Here is a 19,254-nt window from a genome sequence, read left to right on the forward strand (position 1 = left end):
TTGCCCTCCAGCACATGAACCCCGGCGAGGCCCTGCCGCTGCTGCCCGGCCTGCTGCAGCGGCGGTTGGTGTTCAACACCGGTGCCGCCTTCAGCCTGTTCACGGCGGCCACGCCGCTGCTGGGGGTCGTCAGCCTGCTAGTGGCCCTGGGGTTGGTGATCTGGCTGCTGCGCAGCGGCCCCCTACGGTTCTGGCAGGGATTGGGGGTGGCGGTGCTGCTGGGGGAGCGATCGGCAATGGCCTCGACCGCTGGCGCCTCGGAACCGTGGTCGATTTCATTGAACTGGTGCCGGTCCAGTTCCCGATCTTCAATGTGGCCGATGTGGCGATCAACCTTGCCGTGCTGTTCCTGCTGCTCGACCTGCTGAGACCCCATGGCACCCACCAGGGTTGACTCCGTGAGTGGCCGCCTCGGTCAGCGATTGGCCGCCGCCAACCGTCCGGGCACAGCGCTGCTGGAGCTGTTTCTCCCTGGCCAGGGCAGCCGCCGCCTGCCGCTCCACGGTGGCCTCTACCGCATCGGCCGCGACCCCGACCTGGAGGTGGTCATCGACCACCCGGCCGTGAGCAAACAGCACGCTTACCTGGAGCAGCAGGGCCGCCATTGGCTGCTGCTCGACAACGCCTCCACCAATGGCCTCTGGTGGCAGGGGCGGCGCATCCAGCAACTGCTGCTCAGCGACGGGGATGTGGTGCGTTTCGGCCCCAGCCAGGAGCCCGGGTTGCCGGAGATTGCCTTTCGCCGGCGGCCCAGCCCGCGTCTGCCGCAGCTGGCCCGCATTCTGAGCCTGGGGCTTGGCGGCCTGGCGACGGCGGGACTCGCCCTGCTGGGGCTTTCACTGCTGCAGATGCCCGTGCGCGGCAGCCTGGCCACGGTGCGGGGGCCCCTGGCGCTCTACGACCGCAGCAACAAGCCGCTCACCTCCGCCGACTCCAGCCAACACCGGGAACAGTCCTCCCTGTCGGGTTACCCGCCCGTGCTGGTGACTGCGCTGCTGGCCAGTGAGGACAGCCGTTTCTGGTGGCATCCCGGGGTCGATCCGATCGGCACCGCCCGCGCCCTGGTGGCCAACCTGCTCGGGGGGCGGGTGCTGGAGGGGGCAGCACCCTCACCCAGCAGCTGGCCCGCAGCCTTTACCCCGACCAGGTGGGCCAGGGGGAAACCCTGGAGCGCAAGTGGCGGGAGCTTCTGGTGGCCCTGCAGCTGGAGGCCCGATTCAGCAAGCACGACCTGCTGCTCAGCTATCTCAACCGCGTCTACCTGGGGGTCGGTTGGGGCTTTGAAGACGCCGCCCGGGCCTACTTCGGCCGGCCGGCCTCCCAGCTGCAACTGGAGGAGGCGGCCCTGCTGGTGGGTTTGCTGCCCTCCCCCAATGGCAACGATCCCTGCTCCAATCCCCAAGCGGCCCTGGCGGCCCGCAACGGGGTCCTCAACAAGATGTCCGACACCGGCAAGATCAGCGCTGACCAGGGACGGCGCAGCCGGCGGCAGCCGATTCAGCTGGGTCCCCAGGCCTGCCGGGGAGGTACCGGCCTCCGGCCTGCCCCCTTCTACACCGACCAGGTGCACCAGGATCTGCAGAACCTGCTGGGGGCCGACGTGGCCGCCGAGGGCAATTTTCTGATCGAGACCTATCTGGATCCTGTCCTCCAGACCGTCGTGGAACGTCAGCTGCGCCAGGAGCTCCAGGCCAGCGCTCCCCTGAGGGTCAGCCAGGGGGCGGTGGTGGTGCTGGATTCCCGCAACGGTGGTGTGCTCGCCATCGCCGGTGGCCGGGATTACCGCTACAGCCAGTTCAATCGCGCCAGCATGGCCCTCAGGCAGCCGGGCAGCACCTTCAAGCTGATGACGTATCTGGCGGCCCTGGAGCGGGGCATGGGGCCCACCGACGCCATCAGCTGCGCGCCCCTGGAGTGGGGCGGCCAGACCTTTGCCAGTCACTGCGGCGGTCGGGTGAGCCTCACCCAGGCGTTCGCGATGAGCAGCAACACCGCCGCCCTGCGCCTGGCCCGCCGTGTCGGGCTGGATGCCGTGGTGCGCAAGGCCCAGGATCTGGGCATCACCAGCCCACTCACGCCGGTGCCCGGTCTGGCCCTCGGACAGAGTGAGGTGCGCTTGATCGAACTCACAGCGGCCTATGGGGCCGTGGCCAATGACGGCATCTGGCATGCCCCCACCACGATCCGCCGGCTCACCGATGCCGAAACCTGCGGAGGCCTCGAGAGCGCCCGCTGCCGCGCCGCCCGTCGGACCAGCAAGCGAGCGGTCAATCCAGGCCGCCGCGTCATCAAAGCGGAAACGGCACGGCAGATGCAGGGGTTGCTGCGGGCGGTGGTGCGCGGCGGCACCGGCACCGCCGCTTACCTGGGCGGCCAGGAGGGCGGCAAGACAGGCACCACCAACGAGGCCCGCGACCTGCTGTTCGTGGGCTATGAGCCCCGCCGGCACTGGGTGATCGGCATCTGGCTCGGTAATGACGACAACACCCCCACCTCCAGCAGCAGCGCCCTGGCGGCGGGCCTGTGGAGCAGCATCGTGCGGGGCGCCGGCAGTGGCAGCCTCGCCCCCACAGCCGGCCCTTGAAGCGGACACCCCCGCCCGGCTCTGGTGGCTGCTGGCCCTGGCCCTGGTGGTGCTGGTGGTGGTCGGAATCGTGGTGCAGGTGTTCAACAACCTGCTCTGGCAACTCAGCTACCTGTTGCCCAGTTGGCTGGTGGGGCCGGTGTTGCTGCTGCTGGTGGGCGGCGGCGCCCTGCTGCTGGGGCGTCTGGCCTGGCCCTGGATCACGGACTTCGGCCGTGAGTCAAAGGGCAAGGCCGATCCCAAAGCACTGGAGCCGCCTCCCTCCTCGCGCCAGGAGGCGGCCCGCCGCAACCTCGCGGCGATCGATCAGGTGCTCGATCGGGTGCGTGATGACGTTCAACGGGAGGCCCTGCGCCAGGAGCGGCAGCGCATCGAAGCCGACCTGCAACGGGGCGATCTGGTGCTGGTGGTGTTCGGCACAGGCTCCACCGGCAAAACTTCGTTAATCCGAGCTTTGCTCGATGAGGTGGTGGGCCAGGTGGGGGCCGCCATGGGCTCCACCGAGGGCTGCACCACCTACCGGCTGCGGCTGCGCCAGCTCGAGCGGGGGCTGCAACTGATCGACACCCCTGGGGTGCTCGAAGCCGGCGGTGAAGGCCGTCAGCGTGAAACGGTGGCCCGGCGTCAGGCCGCCCTGGCGGATCTGCTCGTGCTGGTGGTCGACGGGGACCTGCGGGCGGCGGAGATGGAGGTGTTCACCGCCCTCGCCAGCCTGGGCAAACGCCTGTTGCTCGTGCTCAACAAGTGCGATCTACGCGGCGAAGCCGAGGAGCGCCGGTTGCTGGAGCTGCTGCGCAGCCGCACCCAGGGGCGCATCGCCCCCGACGATGTGGTGCCCGCCAGCGCGGCGCCGCAGTCGGTGCCGATGCCCGGCGGCCGGCCCCACCAACCGCAACCGGAGTTGGAGGCGCTGGTGCGCCGGCTGGCCACCGTGCTGCACCAGGACGGCGAAGAACTGATCGCCGACAACATCCTTCTGCAGAGCAGGCGCCTCTCCGATGCCAGCAGGGAACTGTTGACGCGCCAGCGCCGCAGCGATGCCGAGACCATCGTCGATCGCTACATGTGGATCGGTGCCGGAGTTTTGGTGGTGACACCCCTGCCGGTGGTCGACCTGCTCGGCGCCGCGGCGGTCAATGCCCAGATGGTGGTGGAGATCGGTCGCGTCTATGGGGTGACTCTCTCGCGCCAGACCGCCCAGGATCTGGCCGTGTCCGTGGGCCGGACCCTGGCCAGCCTCGGGGTGATCAAGGGCGGCCTCGGGTTGATCGCCACCGCCCTCAGCCTCAACCTGCCGGCCCTGATTGCCAGTAAAGCGCTTCAGGCGGTAGGGGCCGCCTGGCTCACGCGCATTGCCGGATTGAGCTTCATCACCTACTTCGAGCAGGACCAGGACTGGGGTGACGGTGGCCTGCAGGAGGTGGTGCAGCGGCAATACGACCTCAACCGCCGTGATTCGGTCCTGAAGCGTTTTCTCGAGGCCGCCTTCAACCGGGTGGTGGAGCCGCTGCAGCGGGGAAGGATCCGCAGTTACCACCCCGTCCGGGGGAGCGCCTCGCCCAGGGCCATCCCGCCCAGGGCCTCAGGAGGAGGGGGAAGCAGGGGACCGCGGGCATCGAGCACCGTGATCAGCACCAGATAAAGCACACCGATCAGGATCGAAAGGGCGCCGGTGATGATCGCCAACCAGCGGCCACGCCTGGCGTCGGCAGCCTTGGGGCCATTGCTGTTCATCGCTTCAGCTCTGGATCGATCAGGGAGGCCGCCACAACCTTCGCCACGCTGTTGAGGTGCAGCTCCTGGGTGTGGGGGTTGCCCAGCACGGCCTTGAGGTGGTGGCGGCCGCGGTAGAGGGGACGCGAGAGCATCAGCTGATCCTCCAGCAACCGCTGACGGGTGCGCAGGGACCAACGCTCCGCCTGATCGCGGTCGATACCGATGGGCGTGAAGGCCAGCAGATGCAAGGGGCCACCCAACAGCTCCAGCTCCAGGGGTTGGAGCCTGCGCTCCAACAGGCGCCGGCGTTCGATCGCACCGTCGATCACCGCCTCGATTCCCGACAGGCCCAACTGACGCAGTCCAAGCCAGAGCTTGAGAACTTCCCCCGAGCGGGTGCCCTGCAGGCCGCATTCACCGCCGTGGGCCTCGCCCCAGCTGGGTTCCATGTAGGGCAAACCGGTGCCGAAGGCCGATAGCAGCTGATCCGGCTGCCGCAGCAGCAGCGCCGAAGATGTTTTGGTGATCCCGAGCAGCTTCTGGGGATTGACCGTGATCGAATCGGCCCTCCCCAGGCCATCGACCCGATGGCGGTGGCGCTCGCTCAGGGCGCAGACCGCGCCGATCGCTCCATCCACATGCAGCCAGATCCCAGCCGAGTGGCAGAGCGCGGCCAGCTCAGCGAGCGGATCCACCGCCCCACGCACGGTGGTGCCGGCCGTGGCCACCAGGGCGATCACCGGACGACCCAAGCGCCTCAATTCCGCCAGCCGCTCGCCGACGCGCTCGAGATCGAGGCGCCCCAACCGATCCGTTGGAACGCTGATCAGAGCCTCGGGAGGCAGACCCATCACCGTGATCGCCTTCTGGAACGACACGTGGGCGTCGGCGCTGGTCAGCACCACCGCCCGGGGGTCGTGGGCCAGACCGCGGCTGTGCCGCGCCGTCACCAGGGCGGTGAGATTGCTGAGGCTGCCGCCACTGGCCAGCACGCCGCCGCTGCTCTCACCGAGGCCCAGGCGGCGGGCCAGCCAGGAACACAGATTGCGCTCCAGGTGCGTGAGGCTGGGGGAGAGCTCTTCGGCCAGCAGGTTGTTGTTCAGCCCGGCACAGATCAGCTCCGCCACCACCGAGGCGCCCAGGGGCGGCGGATCAAGGTGAGCGATGGCGCCGGGATGGTTGGCGTTATAGGCCCCCTCCATCACCAGCTGCAGATCGCCCAGCAGCCGGTCGCAGCCAAGGCCCTGGGCCTCCGGTTCCACCACCGGCATCACACTGAGGGCCGGCAGAGGAGGCCGCTGATTCGCCGTGGCCAACCAGCGACAGAGCAGAGCGGAAGCCTGGGCAAGGAAGGCTTCCAGGGCCGGATCCCGTTGGGCCGGGTCGGCAAAGGGAAGCGGGTCGCCGTTCGGCTCCAGCTGGGGCGTGACGGCCAAGGTCGAGCAGGGAGGTTGGATCATTCTCCCCTGCAGGCTGTCAACCTGGGGCCAGAACCCGCCTGATGCGGATGGCCCCCGCAGCGTTCGAGTTCAAGCCATGCCCCATGGATGAACCGCTGCAGTGGCTCTGGATGGCCCGGCTGACGCGACTGGCGGCTCGCATTGGTGAGCGCGGGGAAATCCCGGTGGCGGCGGTGATCCTCGATGGCCGTGGCCTCGCCCTGGCCTGGGGCAGCAACCGCCGTGAGAGCCAGGCTGATCCCCTTGGCCACGCTGAACTGGTGGCCCTGCAGCGGGCCGCAAGGCTGCGGGGTGACTGGCGTTTCAACGACTGCACCCTGCTGGTGACGCTGGAGCCCTGCCCGATGTGCGCCGGGGCCCTGGTGCAGGCGCGCATGGGCCGGGTGGTCTTCGGTGCCCGTGATGCCAAACGCGGGGCCCTGGGCAGCTGCCTGGATCTCTCCACCGACTCCAGCGCCCATCACCACATGGAGGTGGTGCCGGAGGTGGACGCCGCGGCGAACAGCCAGCTGCTCGAGGACTGGTTCAGGCGGCGACGGCGGCAACGGAGGGAGACGCAGCCCTGAAGGCCGGCAGTTCCTTCTCAAGCAGATCAAGCAGCCGATCGACGTTGTCAGGCGTGCTGTTGTAGCCCATCAGACCGATGCGCCAGACCTTGCCGGCCAGGGCGCCCAGACCGCCACCCACTTCGATGCCGTGCTTGTTCAGCAGGTGCAGGCTGAAAGCCTTTCCATCGACGCCTTCAGGGATGCAGACGGTGGTGAGGGTGGGCAGGCGAAGCGGTTCGGGAACATGCAGCTCAAGACCCAGACGCTCCAGACCCGCCCAGAGGCGCTCGGCGTTGCGGCGGTGGCGGGCCCAGGCGTTCTCGATGCCCTCATCGGCCAGCAGACGCAGGGCCTCGCGCATGCCGAAATTCATGTTCACCGGGGCGGTGTGGTGGTACACCCGGTTGCTGCCCCAATATTGATTCAGCAGGGAGACATCCAGATACCAGTTGGGCACCTTGCCGCTGCGGGCGCTGAGCTTGGCCTCGGCCCGGGGACCCATGGTGAAAGGGCCCAGACCGGGCGGGCAGCTGAGCCCCTTCTGGCTGCAGCTGTAGGCCAGGTCCACACCCCACGCATCCAGGTGAATGGGCACCGCCCCCAGGGAGGTGACCGTATCGAGAATCAGCAGGGTGCCGTGTCGGCGGCAAAGCTCACCGATGCCCTCCATGGGCTGCAGCACGCCGGTGGATGTTTCAGCGTGAACCAGCGCCAGGATCGCGGGCTTGTGTTGCTCGAGGGCCGCTTCGATTTCAGCGAGGCTGAAGGCTTCCACCCCAGGGGCGCTCGATCGTGTGCACCTCGGCCCGGTAGCGCTCAGCCATGTCCACCAGGCGCAGGCCGAAGTAGCCCATGACGGCGACCAGCACCTTGTCGCCCGGCTCCACCATGTTGGCGAGGGTCGCCTCCATGGCGGCGCTGCCGGTGCCGCTCATCGGAATCGTCAGCCGGTTGTCGGTCTGCCAGGCGTAGCGCAGTAGTTCCTGCACCTCACCCATCAGCTCGATGTAGAGAGGATCGAGGTGCCCGATCGGGTGGCGCGAGAGGGCCGCCAGCACGGTGGGATGGGCGTTGGAGGGGCCTGGTCCCAGCAGCAGACGGTCCGGCGTGGCGATGGGGGCCAGTCGCTGCCTGTGACGATCGCTCACGGGGGCGGAAGAGGAGGGGAGGGCCAAGTCCTGAACCGAAGAAGAAACAAGTTGGGTCGAAGCCTAATCAGCGACGCGATCGCCTCAGCGGGCGCGGACGTTCGTCGCCGCCAGACCCTTGGCCATGTGATCGAAGGGAACCCGCACCAGGGCCGACGGGGGAAGCCGGCCTCCGCCAACAGTTCGATCACCACATCTCCCAGCAGGGTCAGGCCGCGCACGGTCGGGCCGGTGGGCACCCCCAGACTCTTGTAAGTGTCATCGAGACCGTTGAGCACGCGCTCATCGAGGATCTGGGGGTCGTCGGCCACCAGGGCGTAGCTGGCGTAGCGCAGGAAGTAGTCGAGGTCGCGCAGACAGGCCGCCCAGCGGCGGGTTGTGTAGGCGTTGCCTCCGGGAAGCAGCAATTCAGGGTCCTGGGCGAACAGCCGTTGGCTGGCCTCGCGCACGATTTCACCGGCCTCACGGTTGATCAGCTCGGCGGCGGCCAGGCGTAGCTCCGCTTCTGCGAAGTAACTGGAGGCCCGCTCAAGGGCGTCGCGATCGAAGTAGCGCCCCAGCTGGTCGTAGCGGCCGATCAGGCCCGTGATGGCATCACGCATGTCGCTCAGATCGACGCACCTGGCCGGAAACTAGCACCCGCAATCGTGCAAAACCCTGTCACCAGGCTCGATCTGGCGAATCTGACAGAAACGGTTACGCAAGCCGGAAACGGTCGCCGGCCCCCTCCATGGCGAAAGAAACAGTGGCAACCGACACCAAGGGAGCCCCTGGCTCTGCCTACGTTCCGGCCGCTTCCCCACCGGGACGCCGACCCTTGCGCGATTCCTCCCTTCCATGGCCCAGTCAGCCCAGGACGTTCTCCGCCAGATCAAGGAGGAGGAGATCGAACTGATCGATCTGAAGTTCGCCGATCTGCACGGCAAGTGGCAGCACCTCACCGTCCATGCCGATCTAATCGCGGCGGAGTCCTTCAGCGAGGGCGTGGCCTTCGACGGCTCGTCAATCCGCGGCTGGAAGTCGATCAACGAATCGGACATGGCGATGGTGCCTGATCCCGCCACCGCCTGGATTGATCCCTTCTATCGCCACAAGACCCTCAGCCTGATCTGCTCGATCAAGGAACCCCGCAGTGGCCAGCCCTATGGACGCTGTCCCCGTTCCCTGGCCCAGAAGGCGCTTGAGCACCTGCGCAGCAGCGGCCTTGCCGACACCGCCTTCTTCGGCCCGGAACCGGAGTTTTTCCTATTCGACGACGTCCGTTTCAACTCCAGCGAGGGGGTGCTTCTACAGCGTCGATTCGATCGAGGCGCCCTGGAACAGGGGGCGCCTGGAAGAGGGCGGGAACCTGGCCTACAAGAACAACTTCAAGGAGGGCTACTTCCCCGTCGCCCCCAACGACATCTTCCAGGACATCCGCAGCGAGATGCTGCTCACCCTCGCTCAGCTGGGCGTGCCGATCGAGAAGCACCACCACGAAGTTGCCGCCGCAGGGCAACAGGAGCTGGGGATCAGGTTCGCCGAGCTGCTCAGCGCGGCGGACAACGTTCTCATTTACAAATACGTTGTTCGAAACGTGGCGCGAAAATATGGCAAGAGCGCCACGTTCATGCCCAAGCCCGTGTTCGCCGACAACGGCAGCGGCATGCATGTGCACCAGAGCCTCTGGAAGGGAGGTCAGCCGTTGTTCTTCGGTGAGGGCACCTATGCCAACCTCTCCCAGACCGCCCGCTGGTACATCGGCGGCCTGCTCAAGCACGCCCCCAGCTTCCTGGCCTTCACCAACCCCACCACCAACAGCTACAAGCGGCTGGTACCGGGCTTTGAAGCGCCGGTCAATCTGGTCTATTCCCAGGGCAACCGCTCCGCCGCCATCCGCATTCCGCTGACCGGGCCCAGCCCAAGGGCCAAGCGCCTGGAATTCCGCTCCGGCGATGCCCTGGCGAACCCCTATCTGGCCTTCAGCGCCATGCTTCTGGCGGGGCTCGATGGCATCAAGAATCAGATCGATCCCGGCCCTGGCACCGATGTGGATCTGTTCGAGCTTTCCGCCGATGAGCTGGCCAGGATCTCCACGGTTCCCGCTTCCCTAGGCGGCGCCCTTGAAGCCCTTGATGCGGACAAGGACTACCTGTTGGCCGGTGGAGTGTTCAGCGAGGACTTCATCAGCAACTGGATCGCCCTCAAGTATGAGGAGGTGCAGCAACTGCGCCAGCGGCCCCACCCCCACGAGTTCAGCCTCTACTACGACGCCTGAGCGCTGAGCTGACGCCCCATGGCTTTAGCGGCGGTCACGCTGATGCAGGCTTGCCCAGATCAGATGCTCCCTGTCCACCACAAAGGCGGGCCCATCGGTATCGGCCTGGATCAAGCCTGGCCGCCAACCACTGCTGCCCATGGGGACCCGTTCCGTCTGGATCAATTTTGTAGCTGTTACTACTGATCTCTGGCCTCGGTCGTCAATCTTCACCGCGAACCGGTGCCCCTCCCCAGGGGCTGCAGGTCCACGCCGGTGGCCCCGATCGGTTGAAATGGGTGCCAACGCGGGAACTCCCATGCCGGATCTGGTCACCAAGCTGGCTTACCAGACCCTGCAGCAGGGCAAGAGCCTGATGGGATTGGCCCATAAGGAGCTGAGCACTCGTTTGATGGGAGTGCTCGATCCGGCCAACGTGCCCCAGACCGTTCCGGTTCCGAGCGAGGCACTGCAATCCCTGCGCGTTTCGATGGAGCGGCTCCTGGCGCTCGACTGGGAAGAGGCGGAGCAGGGGCTCTACCCGGCCTCCCTGCTGTTCGACGCCCCCTGGCTTGACTGGGCCACCCGTTACCCGCTGGTGTGGCTTGACATGCCACTGATCTGGAACCGGCGCAGCCAGCGCAAGGTGAGGGATCTGCCCGCCGATGTGCGTCCTGAGGACTATCCGGGCTACTACCTGCAGAACTTTCATCACCAGACCGACGGTTACCTGAGCGATCACTCCGCCGCCCTCTACGACCTGCAGGTGGAGCTGCTGTTCAACGGCAGCGCCGATGCGATGCGTCGGCGGGTGCTTCAGCCCCTGGTGCGCGGACTGCGGACCTTCGCCGAACGCTCCAGCAGGCAGCTGCGGGTTCTGGACGTGGCCACCGGCACCGGCCGCACCTTGCGGCAGATCCGCGGGGCACTGCCTGAGGCCCAGCTGGTGGGCCTCGATCTCTCGGCCTCCTACCTGCGCCAGGCGAACCGCTGGCTGAGCCAGCAAAGCCGCGAACTTCCCCAGCTGGTGCAGGCCAATGCCGAGGCGATGCCCTTCGCCGACGGAACCATGCAGGCGGTGACCTGTGTGTTCCTCTTCCATGAGCTCCCCAGGGAGGCGCGACGGAACGTGCTCCAGGAGTGCTTCAGGGTGCTGGAGCCCGGCGGAGTACTGGTGCTGGCCGACTCTGTGCAGATCGCCGATTCACCCCAGTTCATGCCCGTGATGGAGAACTTCCGGCGGATGTTCCACGAGCCCTACTACCGCGACTACATCGCCGACGACATCGAGGCGCACCTGCGCGACAGCGGTTTCGAAGGGGTGGCCGGCGAAAGTCATTTCATGACCAGGGTCTGGAGTGCCCGCAAGGCAGCCGCCTGAAGCCAATAGGGCTCTTCTCCACGGCCCTCAGCGGTGCAGGAAGAAGGCCAGCAACAGCCCGCCGCCACCCCAGCGCAGGGCCGTCCAGAGCACGTTCTCGCTCCAATCACTCGCGCGCAGGGCCGCTGGCAGGGGATCCAACAACCGTTGGGCGGTGGACAGGCGCTGGCGCAGGCGCCTGCTGCTGGAGCCGTTCTCGCCTGTGCTGAGCCGATCGGCGCGGCTCACCTGACCCAGCAGCACGCTGAGCGCATGCAACCAGCGGCCAGTGGGATAGGGGGTGCGCGAAGGGCGGGCCATGGAGCCAGGATGGACCGAGGCTGCCCCCATCGTCCAGTGTCCGAATCGATCGACCAGCCGATGGGCGTGACCGTGGTGAACAGCCACGGCTGGCCGGAGGGGAGCGCGGAGGCGGCGATTCAGCTCCACCGTCTGTTGACGATTCAGGAGCGGGACTGGCATGCCCTCAAAAGCCAGGCGGACCGTCGGGGCGCCGAGCAACTGGCCGCCGCCCTTGTGCAGTTACTGAGCGCCGGGCGCGGCGGCGGCGACAACCGGGAGCAGGCACGCCGCAACGCCATCGAACTGGCGGAGCATTCCCTGGGCTGGCTCAGACGGGAACGGAAGGATCCCGGCTGCCCGCAGCACGGTCGATGAGCCGGGTGGCCATCGACGGCGAACGCCGGGCCGCCACCTGCAGACGGTTGCCCCGCCGACTCCAGCGCACGTCATCGAAACAGTGCTGAATCAGAAAGAAGCCGCGCCCGCCGGCCGCATCCATCCGTTCTGGGAGTCCGATCGAGCGGGCATCGGCCGGCACCCCGCAACCTTCGTCCTGGATCTGCCAGACGTACCAGCGCGGGCTGACGATGCGGCGGATGCGCAGGCATTTGCCCGGATCGCAGCCGTTGCCATGGCGAACGGCGTTGACCAGGGCCTCCTGCAGCCCAAGCTGAAGGCGCTCCAGCTCGCCTGTCATGGTGATCGGCTCCAGCAGCAGCTCCACTAGGGGGCCAACCGCAGGGTCGACGGGGTGATGAAGTCGGCCCAGCGCAATGCCATTCCGCCTGATCGATCCTCTTTGACCCTAACCCTCGGCGCGCTCCCGCAGGGCGGGATGGGCCAGCAGGGCATCCATCAGTCGCACACCACGTAACTGATTGATCAAGGGCATGTGGCCCTCGGGGGCCTCCAGCGTCCAGGTGAAAGCGGAGGGGTAGCGGGTCCACACGCCGTCCTGTTTCCAGCCGAGGCGGGGCCAGAGCCGCTCCCAGCGGCCATCCAGGGCGCGCAGCAGCCGGGCCTGCACCGAAAATCCGAAGCGAGCCCGTGAATAGACGGTCCAGAGACGATCGAGGCTCACCAGATCGGTGCCGCTGATCGGCTCCACCTCGCTGTAGTACACGTAGCCGCGTCGCACCGCTTCGGAACCGGCCAGACGGCGCAGCACCTCGCTGGTGAGACGGTCGGCGGCCTCGAAGTTCTGCTCCATGAGCTCTTGCTGCAGCGGCCCGTGGTCGATGCCCTGCCCGCTGGGGGCCCGCAGCCAACCGCCTGGATGGCTCGAAAGAAAAGCCTCGCTGAGGTCGTCGCGATCTTCGAGCAACAGCTGGATCAGGGCGCCAGGCCCCCAGTCATCGCCATCGGGGTCACAGCGCTTCAACCGCTCCACCAGCATCGGACGCCACTCCTGACGGCGGCTGATCAGCGGGTTCAGCAGGCCGCGACGCTGGCGCAGCGAAGCAGCCAAAAACTGATCCAAGAGCTGCTCGGCGCTCAGGGCTGAGGAGACGGGGGGCCGGAGAGCATGGTGACGGGCCGGCGTCTCGGTGCGCCAGCATGGCCCACTATGTCAGGCCAACCCAGGCCAGGCCTGGGTCCGAAGCGCTGCTTCCCGATGGTCAACCGCCTGCCTGTGGAGGCCTTTCTCAACCAAGCCGGACCCTTGATTGACGTGCGCAGTCCGGCGGAATTCGAGCAGGGACATCTGATCGGCTCCATCAACCTGCCGCTGTTCAGCGATGCGGAGCGGGCTGAGGTCGGGACCACCTACAAAGCTCTTGGTCGCCAGGAGGCCGTGCGCCAGGGCCTGCGTCTGGTGGGCCCGAGATTGGCGCAGCTCGGTGATGGGCTGCTGGCCCAGGGCGCTGGCGCCAATGCCGGCGCCTTGAGGCTCCTGTGCTGGCGCGGGGGGATGCGCTCGGCCAGCGTGGGGTGGCTTGCCGGCAGCCTCGATCTCCCCGTGGTGCTCCTGGAGGGGGCTACAAAGCCTTCCGGCGCTGGGTGCTGGAGCGCTTCGAGCAGAGCTGGCCCCTGCGCGTGCTCGGGGGCGCACCGGCAGCGGCAAGACCGAACTGCTGCTCGCCCTGGCCGGGCGTGGGGTGGCGGTGGTGGATCTCGAGGGGCTGGCCCAGCACCGGGGCAGCAGCTTCGGTGGTCTGGGCAGGCCGCCCCAACCAAGCAGCGAGCACTTCGAGAATCTTCTCGCCACCGAGCTCCACAGCCAACGGGGCGCCAGCGAAATCTGGCTGGAGGCCGAATCCGCCCAGGTGGGGCGTTGCCGCATCCCGGGAGCCCTCTGGCGCCAGATGGGCCAGGCACCGGTGCTGGCGATCGAGCGCCCTCTGAAAAACCGCCTGCAGCGGCTCGTGGCCGACTACGGCCAGCAGGAGCAGGCGGGGCTGGAGCAGGCGACCCTGCGGATCGCCAAGCGCCTGGGGCCCCAGCGCACGGCCGCCGCCCTCGAGGCCCTGAGCGTCCAGGACTGGACCGGCGCCTGCCTGCAGATGCTCGACTATTACGACCGTTGCTATGACCGTGAGCTGTCCCGGTCCGAGGGCCTGGCCGCTGGCGGACCCCGGCGGCTGGATCTGGGCAGCGCCGATGCCGACGCTTGCGCCGAACGGCTGCTGCGGGAGGGACTGGTAGAGGACCGCTGCCTAGGATCGTGATTTGTGGGCGCGGGCCATGGCTGTCATTCAGTTTTTCCGTGGTGTCGATGAACCGGTCGTGCCCGACATCCGTCTGACCCGCTCAAGGGATGGCCGCACCGGCCAGGCCCTGTTCGTGTTCGAAGAGCCCCAGGCCCTGGAGCCTGATGCCATCGGTGACATCACCGGCATGTTCCTGATCGATGGCGAAGGGGAACTGGTGACACGAGATGTGAAGGCACGTTTCGTGAACGGCAAGGCCAGTGCCATCGAAGCCACCTACACCTGGAAGTCCACGGCGGATTTCGAGCGATTCATGCGCTTTGCCGAGAGCTACGCCGACACCCATGGCCTCGGCTACGCCGCCAACGCCCCGGCGGCCGATGCCACGGTTTCCGATACCCCGGATTCCGATCTCGTTCCTGAAGCCGATGCCGATCCAGTCGAAGGCTGAACTGGTTTGAAGTTCGCCGACTGGCTGGCTCTGACGGCCACCATCGCCGCTGGGACGCTCCTCTGGAGCCTGCGCGATGTGCTGGTCCTGCTGTTCGCGGCCCTGGTGCTGGCGATGGCGTTCTGCACGTTGGTGGGTTCGATCCAGAGACGGCTCCAGATCGGCCGACCCCTGGCCCTGGCGCTGAGCCTCTTGCTGCTGTTGGTGTTGGCGCTGGTCCTGGCCACGGTGGTCCTGCCACCGTTCATGGCCCAGTTCACGCAACTTCTGGGCCAGTTGCCCGCAGCGGGCCAGGCCCTGCTTGGGATGCTGCGGGGCTGGCTGGCCCAGGGCAGCCAGATGATCTACGGCCGCAGCGACGGCGGCTGGAGCTGGCTGCAACAAAGCTTGCCCATCAATGGTGATGGGGGCGCCGCCCTGGCCTCAGGCCTGGGCACCGGAGTTCTGAGGCTGCTGGGTCTGGCGGCGGGCAACCTCGGCAGCGGTCTGGTGAGGCTGTTGTTCGTGGTGGCCGTCAGCTTGATGATCACCGTGCAGCCGCTGGCCTACCGGGAGGTGGCGATCCTGCTGCTGCCCTCCTTCTACCGGCGCAGGGGCCGGCAGGTGCTCGAGCTCTGTGGCACGGCCCTGAGCAGTTGGATGGTGGGGGTGCTGATCAGCTCCTGCCTGGTGGCCCTGCTCTCCGGAATCGGCCTGATGCTGCTCGGGGTGAAGTTGGTGGTGGCCAATGCCCTGCTGGCCGGGCTGCTCAACATCATTCCCAACGTGGGGCCCACCATGAGCACGGTGTTCCCGATGGCTGTGGCGGTGCTGGATTCGCCCTGGAAAGCCCTGGCCGTGCTGGTGCTCTACGTGGTGGTGCAGCATCTGGAGAGCTACTTGATCACCCCGTCGGTGATGCAGGCCCAGCTGAAACTGCTGCCGGGCCTCACCCTCAGCGCCCAATTTCTGTTCACGGTGCTGTTCGGCCCCCTGGGCCTGTTGCTGGCGCTGCCGATGGCGGTCTGTCTGCAGGTGATCGTGCGCGAAGCAGTGATCCGTGATCTGCTGGATCCCTGGAAGCGGCAACGGCTGGGCCCATGAGTTCGCGCAAGTTGCTGGGGCTGCTGGCCGTTGTGGTGGTCGGCCTGCTGCTTTGGGAACTGCGCTGGGTGCTGCTGGTGTTCTTCGGGGCCGTGGTGCTGGCGGTGGCCCTCGATGTGCCCTTGAGCCTGCTGCGGCGCCTGTTCCCCCTTAACCGCCCAACGGCCCTGGCGATCGTGGTCACGGTGATCGTGGTGGTGGGCTACCAGATCACCACCCTGCTGCTGCCGGAGCTGCTGCAACAGATCAATGAATTCACCAGCCTGGTGCCGGAGCTGCTCAATCGACTCTCCGAGCTGGTGGGCAAGTCCGCCGGACTCAGGAGCATCGAGAGTCAACTCAACTCCTTTTCCACCTTCGATCGCCTCCAACCCATCGGCGCCCAGCTGCTGGGCCTCGCCGGCGGAGCCGCCAACAGCACGATTCAATTGCTGCTAATGGCGCTGCTGTCGCTGCTGCTGGCCCTCGATCCCCGCAGTCACCAGCGGATGCTGATCGCGGTGACCCCGAGCTTCTACCGCGAGCGCATGGGGCATCTGCTCCACGATGCCCGCCAGGCGCTGGGGGCTGGTTGGCGGGCATGACGATCTCAGCGATCACCGTCTTCCTGCTCACCTGGGCCGGGTTGGCGGCCCTGGGAGTGCCCCTGGCGTTGTTGAGCGGCCTTGTCTGCGGCTTGCTCACCTTCGTGCCCACCATCGGACCCACCTTTGCCACCTTGCTGCCCCTGGCCGTGGCCCTGCTGATCTCCCCTGCCAAGCTGCTGCAGGTGTTGGTGCTGCGCCTGCTGATCCAGAACGGCGAGGCCTTCCTGCTCACACCGATCCTGCTGAGCCGCACGGTGAATCTGCTGCCCACCGTGGCCCTGATGTCGCAGTTGTGCCTTGGGGCCCTGCTGGGACTCCCCGGCGTGTTGCTCGCCCTGCCCCTTGTGGTGGTGCTCCAGGTGGTGGCCCAGCAGGTGCTGGTGGAAGAAATCATGGATCCCTGGACCGGCGCAAAGCCCTATCGGTAGCGACGCAACAGCGAAGGCATCGCCACCAGCACGGCCACCGCCAGGGGGTGACTGAACAGGGCAAAGGACATCGATGACCAGGTGAAGTGCTGCAGCAGCAGCACGGCTTCACTGCGCAGATCCGCCAGGGCCAGGATCAACAGCAGCAGGGGGACGAGCCGGAAACCTTTCAAACTCAAGGGGCCGCCACAGGCCTGGGCTTCGGTGCTGACCAGATCAGCGGCAACAGGGTTGGTGCCACAGCGATGCTGGACCAGCTGCCCACACCGATGCCCACCGCCAGGGCCAGGGCGAACCAGAACAGGGTGCTGCCACCGAAGAAGATCAGCCCCAACAGGGGAAGAGAGGTGGTCAGTGAGGTGTAGAGCGAACGGGTCAAGGTGGCATCCACGGCGTCATCCACCTGATCGGTGACGGGGAGATCCCCGAGGGCGGCCTGTTTTTCTCTGATGCGATCGAACACCACCACCGTGTCGGTGACCGAATAACCCGCCACCGTGAGCAGGGACACCGCGAACAACGTGTCAACTTCAATGCCGCCGATCAGGCCCAGCCAGGCGAACAGACCGCAGGTGATCAGGACGTCGTGGGCCAGACAGAGCATGGCCAGGAAGGCGTAGATACGGTCGTAGCGGAAGGTGATGTAGAGGGCGATGAACAGAAAGCTCACCAGCAGCGAGGTGATGCTGCTGCCGAGCAGCTGCGAGCCAAGGGTGGGGCCGATGGTGTCCACCTGGGTTCCCTTGCTGGACAAGGGTCCAAGACTTGGCTTGAGCCCCTCGATCACGGCGTTGGTCTGATCGGGCGAAAGGGCGCTGAGCCGCAGCAGGACCGTCTGCCCCTTGTCGAGCAGCTGCACCGAAGCCCCACTCAGGTTGGGGATGTCTCCCTTCTCCCCGCCGGGCAACTTGATCGCTTCGAGGGCGGAGCGCAGCTGGCTCGCCTGAAGACTGCCGCAGTCGGAACCGCAGCGCCGCTCCAGCTGGATCTGGGTACCGCCGGTGAAATCAAGGCCGGGCTTGAGGGGTGCGCCAATCGATGGATTGATCCAGCAGAGCCCCATGCCGACCACGCTCAGCATGCAGGCCAGGCCGGAGATCCACCAGCACAACACCCGGTGGCGGTTGATGCGGAAGCGGGGGTGGATCGGGGTGGAGGGGAGTCGGGTCGAGGTGGGAAGAACCATGGATCAGGCCGCTCCTCCAGGGAGCTGACGGGCGGGGATGAAGTAGGGCAGGCGGCGCAGGGCCGGATAGCTCATCAGCAGCCGCAGCAGGGTGCGCGTGCAACTGAGGGCGGTGAACAGGCTGAGCAACACGCCGATGCCGAGGGTGACGGCAAAGCCCTTGACCAGGCCGGTGCCGAGGGCGAACAGGGCCACGCAGCTGATCAGCGTGGTGACGTGGCCATCGAGGATCGAGGAAAAGGCCAGGGAGAAGCCCGTGTCGATCGAGCGGATCAAGGTGTTGCCCGCCCGCAGTTCCTCCTTCACCCGCTCGAAGATCAGCACGTTGGCATCCACCGCCATGCCGACGCTGAGGATGAACCCGGCGATGCCGGGCAGCGAGAGGGTGACGGGAATCAGGGCGTAGATCGCCAGGTTGAACAGGGCATAGAGGCTCAGGGCGATGACGGCGACGCCACCTGGGAGGCGATAGACCACCACCATGAACACCGCCACCAGGGCCAGGCCCGAAAGGCCGGCCAGCAGGCTGGAGCGGATGTTCTCGGCCCCCAGCGACGGGCCCACGGTGCGCACCTCGATGATCTTCACGGGCAGCGGCAGGGAGCCCCCCGCAGCTGCACCTCGAGATCCCGGGCCTCCTCGGCGGTGAAGTTGCCGGTGATGCTGGCGGAGCCGCCGCTGATGCCCGCCACGGCGAATTCCTGACCGACGCTGGCTTCGCTGATCGAGCGGCCGTCGAGCACGATCCCCAGCAGCCGGCCCTTGCCGGCGATCGATTTGGTCAGTTCAGCGAACTTGCGCCCCCCTCCTGGTTGAAGGAGAGGGTCACATCCCAGCCCTGACCCGTCTGCTGCTGCTGGCGGCCGGCGGTGACCAGATCCTTGCCGGTGAGCAGAGGGGGCTCGTAGAGGCCGATGATCCGCCGGTTGACCTCCGTCAGCAGCGCTTCGAGCTGGTCGGCTTCGCTGCTGCCCTCGGGAAGCTTCAAGCCCAGTCCGCTGAGGGCCTTCGCCCGTTCATCGGCCGAGAGCCGGGTGGTGGGCGGCGGGGCCGGTGCACCATTCGGATCAGATTTGGTTTCGCTCCTGCGGCCCTTGACCAGGGCCAGCACCGCCTGGACCTGCCGCTTGAGCTTCAGCAACCCCTGCATCTCCTGCTCGGTGCCGGGTTTCTGGGCCCGAAACTCGAGCAGGGCCGTGGTGCCGAGCACCTTGGCAGCCCGGCTGGGGTCCTGCTCGCCGGGGAGCTGCAGCACCAGCTGGTTGTCGCCCACGGTCTGCAGGGTGGATTCGGCCACCCCGAGGCCATTGATCCGGCGCTCCAGCACCTCCTTGACGGCATCGCGTTGCTCAGCGGTGACCTTGGTGATCGCACCGGCCGGCATCACCTCGAGGGTGAGCTGGCTGCCACCCCGCAGATCAAGACCGAGTTGAAGCGGGTAGGCGGCCAGCAGGGCTCCGGCGCTGATGGCCAGGGCCAGGATCAGGGCCAGCCATCCCTGTTGTCGTGCCAT

General features: G+C 67.1%; 11 protein-coding genes and 9 pseudogenes. 11 read left to right on the forward strand and 9 right to left on the reverse strand.

Annotated elements, in window-relative coordinates:
• Window positions 1-14 precede the first annotated feature (14 nt).
• From lspA to AAF143_RS12390, 3 genes and pseudogenes are all read left to right on the forward strand, one after another.
• Window positions 15-394: pseudogene (gene lspA, locus AAF143_RS12380) on the forward strand (signal peptidase II).
• A pseudogene (locus AAF143_RS12385) lies at window positions 375-2,584 on the forward strand (transglycosylase domain-containing protein). The pseudogenes lspA and AAF143_RS12385 overlap by 20 nt, the downstream one beginning before the upstream one ends.
• Window positions 2,553-4,226 (forward strand): YcjF family protein, encoded by a 1,674-nt coding sequence (locus AAF143_RS12390; protein WP_414027114.1) that lies wholly within the window; start codon window positions 2,553-2,555, stop codon window positions 4,224-4,226. The pseudogene AAF143_RS12385 and the gene AAF143_RS12390 overlap by 32 nt, the downstream one beginning before the upstream one ends.
• 88 nt (window positions 4,227-4,314) lie before the next feature.
• Here AAF143_RS12390 and AAF143_RS12395 read toward each other — a convergent pair whose 3' ends face one another.
• Entirely contained in the window at window positions 4,315-5,736 is a 1,422-nt protein-coding gene (locus AAF143_RS12395; protein WP_255007617.1) for a pyridoxal phosphate-dependent decarboxylase family protein, read from the reverse strand.
• A gap of 71 nt (window positions 5,737-5,807) precedes the next feature.
• Between AAF143_RS12395 and AAF143_RS12400 the strand changes: the two genes are divergently transcribed.
• Window positions 5,808-6,326 (forward strand): nucleoside deaminase, encoded by a 519-nt coding sequence (locus AAF143_RS12400; protein ID WP_255007618.1) that lies wholly within the window; start codon window positions 5,808-5,810, stop codon window positions 6,324-6,326.
• Here AAF143_RS12400 and AAF143_RS12405 read toward each other — a convergent pair.
• Window positions 6,286-7,456 (reverse strand): annotated as a pseudogene (locus AAF143_RS12405) (pyridoxal-phosphate-dependent aminotransferase family protein). The gene AAF143_RS12400 and the pseudogene AAF143_RS12405 overlap by 41 nt on opposite strands.
• A gap of 84 nt (window positions 7,457-7,540) precedes the next feature.
• Window positions 7,541-8,058, reverse strand: a pseudogene (locus tag AAF143_RS12410) (allophycocyanin subunit beta).
• 313 nt (window positions 8,059-8,371) lie between these two features.
• Here AAF143_RS12410 and glnA point away from each other — a divergent pair.
• Window positions 8,372-9,713 (forward strand): annotated as a pseudogene (gene glnA, locus AAF143_RS12415) (type I glutamate--ammonia ligase).
• A gap of 298 nt (window positions 9,714-10,011) precedes the next feature.
• Window positions 10,012-11,073 (forward strand): class I SAM-dependent methyltransferase, encoded by a 1,062-nt coding sequence (locus AAF143_RS12420; RefSeq protein ID WP_255007625.1) that lies wholly within the window; start codon window positions 10,012-10,014, stop codon window positions 11,071-11,073.
• A 27-nt stretch (window positions 11,074-11,100) separates the two neighbouring features.
• Here the strand turns inward: AAF143_RS12420 and AAF143_RS12425 are convergent, their stop codons facing one another.
• Entirely contained in the window at window positions 11,101-11,373 is a 273-nt protein-coding gene (locus tag AAF143_RS12425) for a hypothetical protein (RefSeq protein WP_255007627.1), read from the reverse strand.
• A 36-nt stretch (window positions 11,374-11,409) separates the two neighbouring features.
• On the opposite strand from AAF143_RS12425, the gene AAF143_RS12430 reads away from it, so the two are divergent.
• Window positions 11,410-11,730: a DUF6439 family protein gene (locus AAF143_RS12430; RefSeq protein ID WP_255007629.1), complete on the forward strand. Its 321-nt coding sequence runs from the start codon at window positions 11,410-11,412 to the stop codon at window positions 11,728-11,730.
• Here the strand turns inward: AAF143_RS12430 and AAF143_RS12435 are convergent.
• Together AAF143_RS12435 and AAF143_RS12440 are read right to left on the reverse strand one after the other, a co-directional pair.
• A pseudogene (locus tag AAF143_RS12435) lies at window positions 11,684-12,135 on the reverse strand (ATP-binding protein). The gene AAF143_RS12430 and the pseudogene AAF143_RS12435 overlap by 47 nt on opposite strands.
• 25 nt (window positions 12,136-12,160) lie before the next feature.
• Window positions 12,161-12,835 carry a GUN4 domain-containing protein gene (locus tag AAF143_RS12440; protein ID WP_414027115.1) on the reverse strand — a complete coding sequence of 225 codons (675 nt, stop codon included), beginning with the start codon at window positions 12,833-12,835 and terminating at the stop codon, window positions 12,161-12,163.
• 135 nt (window positions 12,836-12,970) lie between these two features.
• Here AAF143_RS12440 and mnmH point away from each other — a divergent pair.
• From mnmH to AAF143_RS12460, 4 genes and pseudogenes are all read left to right on the forward strand, one after another.
• Window positions 12,971-14,024, forward strand: a pseudogene (mnmH, locus tag AAF143_RS12445) (tRNA 2-selenouridine(34) synthase MnmH).
• Window positions 14,025-14,040: 16 nt separating this feature from the next.
• Entirely contained in the window at window positions 14,041-14,457 is a 417-nt protein-coding gene (gene psb28 / locus AAF143_RS12450) for a photosystem II reaction center protein Psb28 (protein ID WP_255007636.1), read from the forward strand.
• Between the two features lie 6 nt (window positions 14,458-14,463).
• Window positions 14,464-15,540, forward strand: a complete 1,077-nt coding sequence (locus AAF143_RS12455; protein WP_255007638.1) for an AI-2E family transporter — start codon at window positions 14,464-14,466, stop codon at window positions 15,538-15,540.
• Window positions 15,537-16,555: pseudogene (locus tag AAF143_RS12460) on the forward strand (AI-2E family transporter). The gene AAF143_RS12455 and the pseudogene AAF143_RS12460 overlap by 4 nt, the downstream one beginning before the upstream one ends.
• Here AAF143_RS12460 and AAF143_RS12465 read toward each other — a convergent pair.
• From AAF143_RS12465 to secD, 3 genes and pseudogenes are all read right to left on the reverse strand, one after another.
• Entirely contained in the window at window positions 16,546-16,734 is a 189-nt protein-coding gene (locus tag AAF143_RS12465; RefSeq protein ID WP_255007642.1) for a hypothetical protein, read from the reverse strand. The pseudogene AAF143_RS12460 and the gene AAF143_RS12465 overlap by 10 nt on opposite strands.
• Window positions 16,731-17,741 (reverse strand): protein translocase subunit SecF, encoded by a 1,011-nt coding sequence (gene secF / locus AAF143_RS12470; RefSeq protein WP_255007644.1) that lies wholly within the window; start codon window positions 17,739-17,741, stop codon window positions 16,731-16,733. The genes AAF143_RS12465 and secF overlap by 4 nt, the downstream gene beginning before the upstream one ends.
• Window positions 17,742-17,744: 3 nt before the next feature.
• Window positions 17,745-19,254, reverse strand: a pseudogene (gene secD / locus AAF143_RS12475) (protein translocase subunit SecD).

The sequence above is a fragment of the Cyanobium sp. ATX-6F1 genome, from assembly GCF_047395825.1.
Classification (GTDB): domain Bacteria; phylum Cyanobacteriota; class Cyanobacteriia; order PCC-6307; family Cyanobiaceae; genus ATX-6F1.